Here is a 9,113-nt window from a genome sequence, read left to right as displayed (position 1 = left end):
AACAAGCGGCAGAAGCTGCCGTACCACACCAACGGCATGCGTTTCACTGCCTTCGATGCGAACGACGAGGTGATCGCCACGCGCGACTACTACTCGGTCGGCGGCGGTTTCGTCGTCAACCAGGACGACGCGGCGGTGGACCGCATCGTCGCTGACGAGACGCCACTGCCGTACCCGTTCAAGAGTGGCGACGAGTTGCTGGCGCAGTGCCAGCGCAGCGGTCTGAGCATCGCCGCGCTGATGTTCGAGAACGAGAAGGCCTGGCGCAGCGAGGACGAGATCCGCGACGGCCTGCGCGCGATCTGGAACGCGATGCAGTCGTGCATGGCGCGCGGCATCCGCGAGGAAGGCACGCTGCCCGGCGGCCTGCACGTGTCACGCCGTGCACCGACGCTGCATCGCGAGTTGTCCAGCAAGCCGGAAGCCGCGATGCGCGATCCGCTGACCGTGCTGGACTGGGTCAACCTGTATGCGCTGGCGGTGAACGAGGAGAACGCCGCCGGCGGCCGCGTGGTCACCGCGCCCACCAACGGTGCGGCCGGCATCATCCCGGCGGTGCTGCACTACTACGACCGCTTCTGCCCGGGCAACAGCGAGCAGCGGGTGTTCGACTTCCTGCTCACCGCCGCGGCCATCGGCATCCTCTACAAGGAGAACGCCAGCATCAGCGGCGCCGAAGTCGGCTGCCAGGGTGAGGTGGGCGTGGCCTGTTCGATGGCGGCCGGCGGATTGGTCGCGGCACTGGGCGGCAGCCCGAGCCAGGTCGAGAACGCGGCGGAGATCGGCATGGAGCACAATCTGGGCCTGACCTGCGACCCGATCGGCGGCCTGGTGCAGATCCCGTGCATCGAGCGCAACGCGATGGGCGCGGTGAAGGCGATCAACGCCAGCCGCATGGCGATGCGCGGCGACGGCAAGCACAAGGTCTCGCTCGACAAGGTGATCAAGACCATGCGCGACACCGGGCGCGACATGCAGGACAAGTACAAGGAAACCAGCCGCGGCGGGCTGGCGGTGAACGTCATCGAGTGCTAGATCCGATGGGCACGCTCCACCACTCGGAGGCGACGCTTCGATTCTTCGGGGAAGATCTCGTACCCGAGGAAATCACCGCACTGCTGGGCGTCGCCCCAACCGAGTCCTGCCGCAAGGGCGATGACATCAGTCGCAGAGCCGGTGTCGTGCGCCTAGCCAAGCGAGGAAGCTGGAGACTCCACGCCGAGCGTCGCGAACCCGAGAATCTCGAGGCGCAGATCGTCGAACTCTTGGAGCAGCTCCCCTCCGATTCAGGCATTTGGGCGTCTTTGTCCCGCTACAAGCCAGACGTGTTCTGCGGCATCTTCATGGAGAGTTTCAATGATGGCTTGCCGCTTTCGGCGAAAGTGCTCCTCGCCCTGGGAGAGAGGGGTATTTCATTGGATTTCGACATCTACAACCCGAATGGATGAGAGGTTGGCCGGCACGCAGGCGATCCATTCGCGCTCACGCCAGGGTAGTCCAAGCAAGCGGAGCGCATCCGGGGTCCGATAGACCCGCGAACGTGCGGGGCATGGCCTTCCGAATTGCAGTTCACGTGGCTCACCGGGTCGGGCCTTCGGCCTTACCCGGGCCACGACGTCCCTGCCAACTCCTCACAAAGAGGTTGGTTCGACAGGCTCACCACGAACGGATCCGGCTCCCATGCAGTCCGGGTAGGACACAGCGCGACCGGGGTACTGGATCTCGGCCAGGCTGGCCACACAGCGGCACCCACCGCGTTTTCACGACCGCGAGGCGACCCTGGGTGGGCGGGGATTCCCGGCCCTTTAGCGCGGCCGCCCCGCGCCGATACCGTTCTTGGTAAACCCACTTACCGGAGACGCGTCCTGTCCGACCCCGTCGACAAGACCCGCCGCGGCATGCCCTCGTGGCGGCGCCGACTGGCGGCCTGGTGCCTGCCCCTGCTGGGCGGGATGGCCGCGCTTTGTCCGACGGCGCACGCGCTGGACCCGTCCAAGTCGTTCCATCACTACGTCCGCAACCACTGGAGCCTGGAACAGGGCCTGCCCCAGCTCAGCGTGCTGGCCATCGCCCAGGACAAGCCCGGCTACCTCTGGTTCGGCACGCAGGCGGGCCTGAGCCGTTTCGATGGCGTGCGCTTCACCAATTTCGACCTGGACAACACGCCCGAACTGCCCAGCACCTGGATCCAGGCGCTGCAGACCGACCGCGAGGGCCGGCTGTGGATCGGCACGCCGCAGGGTCTGGCGGTGCGCGAAGGCAACCGCATCCGCACGATCGCGCTGGCTCCCGGCGAGGCGCCGGGCGTGGTCGACGTACGCGCACTGGCGCGCGATGGCCGCGGCCGCCTGATCGTCGCCACGAACCGCGGCGTCATGACGGTGGCGGCCGATCGGCTGCGGATGCTCCATCCGCTCGATGATGGCGGCGCGTTGGCCTTGCACGTGGATGACGACGACGCGCTCTGGGTCGGCGGCCGCGGCCGGGTGCACGTATTCGACGGCGCGGGCGAGCGGATCCTCGCCTTGCCTGCGCGTGCGGCGCTGGCCACCGTCACGTCGCTGGCGCGCCACGATGGCCGACTGTGGGCCGGCTGCGATGCCGGCCTGTTCGCGCTCGTGGGCCAGCACTGGCAGCCGCAGCGCGACGTGGCACCGGCCAGCGGAGGCGTACAGGCGCTCTACGGGGACCGCGACGGCATCCTGTGGGCGAGCACTCGTGACACGCTCTACCGCCTGCAGGCAGGACGGCTGCTGGAACGTATCGCGGCCGAGGGTCCGTTGGCGGAAATCCGGGCGTTCTACGAGGACCGCGAGTCCAACCTGTGGCTCGGCAGCAACAACGAAGGTGCCAGCCGCGCGTGGAATGGCTGGACGCGCAGATACAGCCGCGCCGAGGGCCTGCACCAGCCGTTGCTGTGGTCGGCTGCGCAGGCCCCCGATGGCCGCGTGTGGGTCGGTAGCGACGACGGCGTGAGCGTGCTGGACGCCGGGCGCTTCCGCACGGTGGTACCCGGCCGGGCGCTTCCCCATCCCGCCGCTTACAGCCTGCTGCCCGAGAACGGGCAGACGTGGATCGGTACCCGCGACGGCGCGGCGCTGTATCGCGATGGCCGGGTGCAACGGCCGGCAATGCTGGCCGCCATGGATGCCGCCCAAGTCAACGGCATCGTGCGCGACCGCCGCGGTCGCCTGTGGTTCGCCACCAGCACGGGCCTGTACCGCGAACAGGATGGACGCCTGAAGCACTACGGCGAATCCGCGGGCCTGCGCGACGTGCGCGTGCGCGTGCTGATGGAGACGCGCGACGAACGCCTGCTGGTCGGCACGCAGAGCGGCCTTTACGAATTCGTGGACGACCGCCTGATCGCCGTGCCGTTCACCGGCACCGGTCTGGACGCGCCGCACGTCGTTTCGCTGCACGAACTCGCCGGCGGCCAGTGGCTGGTGGGGGCGCTGTCGGAAGAACTGCTGCTGCTGTTCGACGGCCAGCGCTGGACGCGCCTCGACAAGAAGCGCGGCATCCCGGCGAACGCGCCGTTCTTCTTCGCCGAAGACGCCCGCGGATTCCTCTGGGCGGCGGGCCTGCGCGGCATCTACCGCGTGCCGGTGGCGGACCTGCTGACCGCCGCCGACGACCCGGCCTTCCGCGTGACGGCGCGGACATTGCTCAACGAACGYGGCGATCGCCATGGTGGACAGAAGGGCGACTGCTGCAACGGCGCCGGCAACAGCCGCGGTTTCATGGTCGACAACACACYGTGGCTGCCGACGCGCGACGGCGTGGTGGTGATGGCGACCGACCAGTCGCTCGCGAACGACTACGTACCCGAATCGGTGATCGAGCGCGTACAGGTCCAGGGCGAGTGGCGGCCGGCGGAACGCGCCACCGAATGGTCTTTGCCGAGTGGCGCGCGCGACCTGCGCTTCGAGTTCACCACCCTCAGTTTCCAGGCCTCGGACCATATCGACATCCGGTACCGCCTGAAGGGCTACGATGACGCGTGGAAGCTGCTCGACGATCCGCACCAGCGCAGCGCCACCTACACCAACCTGCCGGCGGGGCGCTACGTCTTCGAAGTGCTCGGCACCAACAACAGTGGCGTGTCGGGGCGAGCCGCCGCCACCCAGGCGTTCTCCATCGCCCCGTACTTCTACGAAAGCCCGTGGTTCTACTTGCTGCTCGCGCTCGCACTCGCGATCCTCGTGCTGCTGTCCAACCGCTGGGTGCTGCGGCGCCACCACAACCGGCGCGTCGCGCTGGAACGCCTCGTGCAGCAGCGCACGCGCGACCTGCAGCAGGCGAACCGCCAGCTGGAAGCGATCAGCCTGACCGATCCGCTGACCGGCCTGCACAACCGTCGCTACCTGACCCGCCAGTTGCCGGCCGACATCGCCTATTACCAGCGCATGCCCGGCTTCGCGGCGGGCGTGGACGTGCTGGCGTTCGCGCTGCTCGACATCGACCATTTCAAGTCGATCAACGATGGCCACGGCCACCAGGCGGGCGACCACGTACTGCAGACCGTCGCGCACCGGCTGCGCACGCTGTCGCGCGACGGCGACTACGTCATCCGCTGGGGCGGCGAGGAATTCCTCATGGTCTTCCGCCCCATGCCACGCCACGAACTGCATGCGCTGGGGYGCCGCATCTGCCTGGCGATCGCCGCAGAGCCCGTCGACGTGGCGGGCGCGCGCCTCCAGGTGACGGCATCGCTCGGCGTGATCGGTTACCCGCCGTTCGCCAGCGCGCCGGACCTGCTGGGGTGGGAGCAACTCGTCTCGCTGGCGGACCGTGCGCTGTACGAGGTGAAGGCGCATGGGCGCAACGGCTGGGCACTGTACGAAGCCACGCCGCTGGCGCTGCCCGCGCTCGATGCCGACCAGGTCCGGCGCGATCCCGCCGAACTCGTTCGCCGCGGCCACCTCGCCCTGCGCGGACCGCATCACCCGGACAGGCTGCCGTCGCACACGCGGCAGCCTTGACGCCTCTCCACGCCGTGCGCGCTACGCTGGCCCGCCATGTCGCGGAAGATCCAGCATGAAGACCCTCCACGCCCTGCTCGCCACGGTCGCGATGTCGCTAGCCGCCGTCGCCCAGGCCGAGCCCCTGCCCCGCCATGGCGCGCGCCTGGAGGGCTTCGCCTATCCGCATCCCGTCAAGATCTTCGCCTTTACCTCGCAGGCGCAACCGCTGGAGATGGCCTACCTCGACATCGCGCCGGCCACGCCGAACGGCCGTACCGTCGTGCTGTTGCACGGAAAGAACTTCTGCGCGGCCACCTGGGAATCGGCGATCGACGCCCTGACCGGCGCCGGATATCGCGTCGTCGTGCCGGACCAGGTCGGCTTCTGCAAATCCAGCAAGCCGCCGCACTACCACTACTCGTTCGGCCAGCTGGCGGCCAACACGCATGCATTGCTTGCGGCTCTGGGTATCGAACGTGCGTCGGTGGTCGGACATTCCATGGGCGGGATGCTCGCGGCGCGCTATGCGCTGCAGTATCCCGAGGACACGGAGCGCCTGCTGCTGGTGAACCCGATCGGCCTTGAGGACTGGAAGGCCGAAGGCGTGCCGTGGCGCGGCATCGATGGCTGGTATGCGCGGGAGTCTAAAACGACTTTCGACAGCATCCGCGACTACCAGCGCACCGTGTATTACTCCGGCCAATGGAGGCCGGATTACGAACGCTGGGTGCGCATGCTGGGCGGCATGTATGCCGGCGACGGGCGCGAGGCCGTGGCGTGGAGCCAGGCACTGACGTCGGACATGGTCTTCAACCAACCGGTGGTCTACGAGTTCCCGAAGATCGCGGTGCCAACCGCGCTCTTCATCGGCCAGAAGGATCGCACCGCCATCGGCAAGGATCTTGCCCCGCCGGACGTCGCGAAGCGACTCGGCGACTATCCGGTGCTGGGCAGGCGCGTAGCAGCAGCGATCCCTGGCGCGACGCTCGTGGAGTTCGCCGAGCTTGGCCACTCGCCGCAGGTGGAGGATCCGGCGCGTTTCAACGCCGCCCTGCTTGACGCGTTGAGGTGAGCCGGCGCATCGCCTTGAAGCAGCAGTGAGCGGAGTGGGGTGCGCGAAGGCGCTTGCTCATGATCTCCCGCCCTGCCGGCTTTGCCGCGCACTCCTCACTCCCCACTCCTCTAGACTGACGCGCTGATCGCCAGCACGTCGWCCAGCAAGGCCGCCGCGGTGACATCGRCACCGGCCCCCGGTCCCTGGATGACGAGCGGCTGTTCGGGATAGCGATCGCTGTAGATCGCGACGCGGTTGTCGGTGCCGCCGCCGCCACACAGCGGATGATCCAGCGGCAGCGCTTGCAGACCCACGCTGGCGCGCGCATGGTCGAAACGGCCGAGGAAGCGCAGCCGCGCGCCATGGCGGTAGGCCTCCTTGAAGCGCGCTGCCAGCGGCGCATCCAGCTGGCTGAGCGCGGCATCGAGCGCGGGCAGCCGCAGGGCGGCGAGTCCCGTGGGTACCAGCGAATCCACGCGGACGTCGTCGGACTGCAGCGGAAGTCCTGCCGCCCGCGCGAGGATCAGCAGCTTGCGGCGGACGTCTTCGCCGGACAGGTCGAGTCGCGGATCGGGTTCGGTGTAGCCGGCCTGGCGCGCCTGGCGCACGAAACCGGAAAAGGGGCGCATGCCGTCGTACTGGTTGAACAGCCATGCCAGCGAGCCCGACAGCACGCCTTCGACGCGATGGATGCGGTCGCCTCCGTCCACCAGCGCGCGCAGGCTGCGCAGCAGTGGCAACCCCGCACCGACAGTGGCGGCGTCGCCGTACCGCGCACCGGAACCCGCCCGTGCGCGAGCGATCGCGTCGGCGCGCAGCCATGCGCCCCCGAGGCCGAGCTTGTTGGCGGTCACCACGTGCACGCCGCGCGACAGCCATTCGACGTGCCAGTCGGCCACCGAATCGCTGGCCGTAGCATCGACCACGATGTCGCCTGGTCGCAGTGCTTCGCCCTCGGCCCACGGCGGAATGGCGTCCTCGCGGGATGCCGCTTGGTTCGCCTCCTGCAGGGCGCGCGGTGCCGAAGTCCCGCACGCATGCAGGGCGCGGGAATTGGCCAGCCAGGCCAAGGCCGGCACCGGCAGTGCGCGCTCCTGCAGGCGCTGGTAACGCGCGACGAAGGCGCTGCCGACGACGCCGGTGCCGAGCAGCGCCAGCTTCGGCGCGGTACGCGGTGCCGTCGCAAGCCGGACGACCGTGCTCATGCGTCGGCGAGCTTGCGCTTGGATTCGGCGGCGACGGCTTCGGCGCGCGCGAGTGCGGCAGTGATGTCCGCCAGCAGGTCGTCGGTCGCTTCGATGCCGACCGACAGGCGCAGCAGGCCGTCGGAGATGCCGGCCTTGGCGCGCGCTTCCGGCGTCATCGCGGCGTGCGTCATCGTGGCCGGATGCGCCACCAGGCTTTCCACGCCGCCCAGTGATTCGGCCAGGGTGAAGTAGCGCAGGCCCTCGACGAAGGCACGCACGGCTTCTTCGCCACCTTCTAGCTCCAGGCTCAGCATCGCGCCGAAGCCCCTCTGCTGTCGCGCCGCTACCGCATGGCCGGGATGCGTGGCCAGACCCGGGAAGTAGACCTTCGACACCGCAGGGTGCGTCTCCAGCAACGCGGCGATGGCGTCGGCGTTCTCCTGGTGCGCGCGCAGGCGTGCGTCCAGCGTGCGCAGGCCGCGCAGCGTCAGGAAGCTGTCGAACGGCGAGCCGGTCAGGCCCAGCGCATTCGCCCACCACACCAGCTGCTGATGGGTCTCCGCATCGCGCGCGATCACCGCGCCACCGACCACGTCGCTGTGGCCGTTGATGTACTTGGTGGTGGAGTGCAGCACGAGGTCGGCACCGAACGCGATCGGCGTCTGCAGCGCCGGCGACAGGAAGGTGTTGTCCACCACCGTGCGCGCTCCCGCCTTGTGCGCGGCCTCGATGACGAAGCGCAGGTCGGTGATCCGCAGCAGCGGGTTGGACGGGGTTTCGATCAGCACCAGCTTCGGCGACTGCGCCAGCGCATCGGCCAGCGAACGCGGATCGGTCAGGTCGGCGGTGATGAGTTCGAAATGCCCCTTCTTCGCCAGCGCGTTGAACAGGCGCCAGCTGCCGCCGTACGCGTCGTGCGGCACGACCAGGCGGTCGCCCGGTTCCAGCAGCGCATTCAACACCAGCGTGATGGCGCCCATGCCGGTCGCGGTGACGACGGCGCCGGCGCCGCCTTCCAGGTCGGCCAGCGCTTCGGCCAGCAGGTCGCGCGTGGGATTGCCGCTGCGGGTGTAGTCGTATTCGCGCTTCTGCGCGAAGCCGGCGAAGCTGAAGTTGGACGACAACACGATCGGCGGCGTCACCGCGCCATAGGCGGTGTCGCGGTCGATGCCGGCGCGCACGGCGGCGGTGGCGGGACGACAGGGCGCGTCGCCATCGGTAGGGACGTAGCTGCTCATGCGGAATCTCCGGCGGCGCGCAGGGCCGAGGTCAGGATGGAATCGATTCGGTCGGTTTCTTTCAGGAAGGCGTCGTGGCCGTAGGGCGAGCGCAGCACGCGCAACTGGCCCAGCGTGCCGAGGCCTTCCACCAGCGCCACGGAATCGGACAGCGGCACCAGGCGGTCGCCTTCCACCGCGACCACCAGGGTGGCCACGCGCACATCGGCGGGGTCGACGCGGTGCAGGTCGATGGATTCAGACAGGCGCACATAAGCGGTCACCGGCGTGCGCGCGACGTACTGCGCGCCGGCGGCGTCCAGATAGTCCTCGGCAGCCACGCGCACGCGGCCATTGACGATCTCGGGCGCCGCGTCGAAACGCTCGCCGAATTCCTCCGGTGTGCGGTAGCTCAGCATCGCGAACTGGCGTGCCAGCGACAGGCCCTGCGCATCGGCGCACTGCAGCTGGCCCAGCGTCACCGCGCGACGCTGCAGCGCGCGCCAGGCAGCGGCATAGGGATGGGCGCGGTGCGCGCCGCTGACGGCGATGAGCTTCTCCAGCCGTTCCGGATGGCGCACGGCGAACTGCAGGCCCACCAGCGCACCGTAGGAATAGCCGACGAAGGCCTGCAGGCGCGCGATGCCCAGCGCCGACAGCAGCTTGGCGATGGCGTCGGCCTGGTCAG

At 69.1% G+C, this 9,113-nt stretch carries 7 protein-coding genes; 4 read left to right on the top strand and 3 right to left on the bottom strand.

All coding sequences use genetic code 11. From position 1 onward, the window contains the following. The 4 genes from AC04L7_RS06800 to AC04L7_RS06785 form a co-directional block, all read left to right on the top strand. On the top strand, positions 1–1,035 hold a 1,035-nt coding region (locus tag AC04L7_RS06800; protein WP_475512730.1), incomplete at its 5' end, for an L-serine ammonia-lyase. A gap of 5 nt (positions 1,036–1,040) precedes the next feature. Beyond that, positions 1,041–1,448 carry a DUF4279 domain-containing protein gene (locus AC04L7_RS06795; RefSeq protein WP_296278440.1) on the top strand — a complete coding sequence of 136 codons (408 nt, stop codon included), beginning with the start codon at positions 1,041–1,043 and terminating at the stop codon, positions 1,446–1,448. Between the two features lie 450 nt (positions 1,449–1,898). After that, positions 1,899–4,985 (top strand): two-component regulator propeller domain-containing protein, encoded by a 3,087-nt coding sequence (locus tag AC04L7_RS06790; RefSeq protein ID WP_475512729.1) that lies wholly within the window; start codon positions 1,899–1,901, stop codon positions 4,983–4,985. 91 nt (positions 4,986–5,076) lie between these two features. Further along, positions 5,077–6,039 carry an alpha/beta fold hydrolase gene (locus tag AC04L7_RS06785; RefSeq protein ID WP_436001081.1) on the top strand — a complete coding sequence of 321 codons (963 nt, stop codon included), beginning with the start codon at positions 5,077–5,079 and terminating at the stop codon, positions 6,037–6,039. Positions 6,040–6,149: 110 nt separating this feature from the next. On the opposite strand, the gene AC04L7_RS06780 is transcribed toward AC04L7_RS06785, so the two are convergent. From AC04L7_RS06780 to metX, 3 genes are all read right to left on the bottom strand, one after another. Beyond that, positions 6,150–7,226 (bottom strand): homoserine dehydrogenase family protein, encoded by a 1,077-nt coding sequence (locus tag AC04L7_RS06780; protein WP_475512728.1) that lies wholly within the window; start codon positions 7,224–7,226, stop codon positions 6,150–6,152. Continuing rightward, positions 7,223–8,446, bottom strand: a complete 1,224-nt coding sequence (locus AC04L7_RS06775) for an O-succinylhomoserine (thiol)-lyase (RefSeq protein WP_436000076.1) — start codon at positions 8,444–8,446, stop codon at positions 7,223–7,225. Before AC04L7_RS06775 ends, AC04L7_RS06780 begins: the two co-directional genes overlap by 4 nt. Then, on the bottom strand, positions 8,443–9,113 hold a 671-nt coding region (gene metX, locus AC04L7_RS06770), incomplete at its 5' end, for a homoserine O-succinyltransferase MetX (RefSeq protein ID WP_475512727.1). The genes AC04L7_RS06775 and metX, both read right to left, overlap by 4 nt.

It is taken from the genome of Pseudoxanthomonas sp. LjRoot204_2, from assembly GCF_056175765.1.
Note: the sequence above shows the minus strand (reverse complement) of the source record. Positions and strands in the feature narration are given on the sequence as shown.

Excerpts from the sequence above, each read along its gene's own strand:
- AC04L7_RS06785 (WP_436001081.1), top strand. The coding sequence starts at position 5,077 with ATGTCGCTAGCCGCCGTCGCCCAGGCCGAGCCCCTGCCCCGCCATGGC.
- AC04L7_RS06795 (WP_296278440.1), top strand. The coding sequence starts at position 1,041 with ATGGGCACGCTCCACCACTCGGAGGCGACGCTTCGATTCTTCGGGGAA.
- AC04L7_RS06775 (WP_436000076.1), bottom strand. The coding sequence starts at position 8,446 with ATGAGCAGCTACGTCCCTACCGATGGCGACGCGCCCTGTCGTCCCGCC.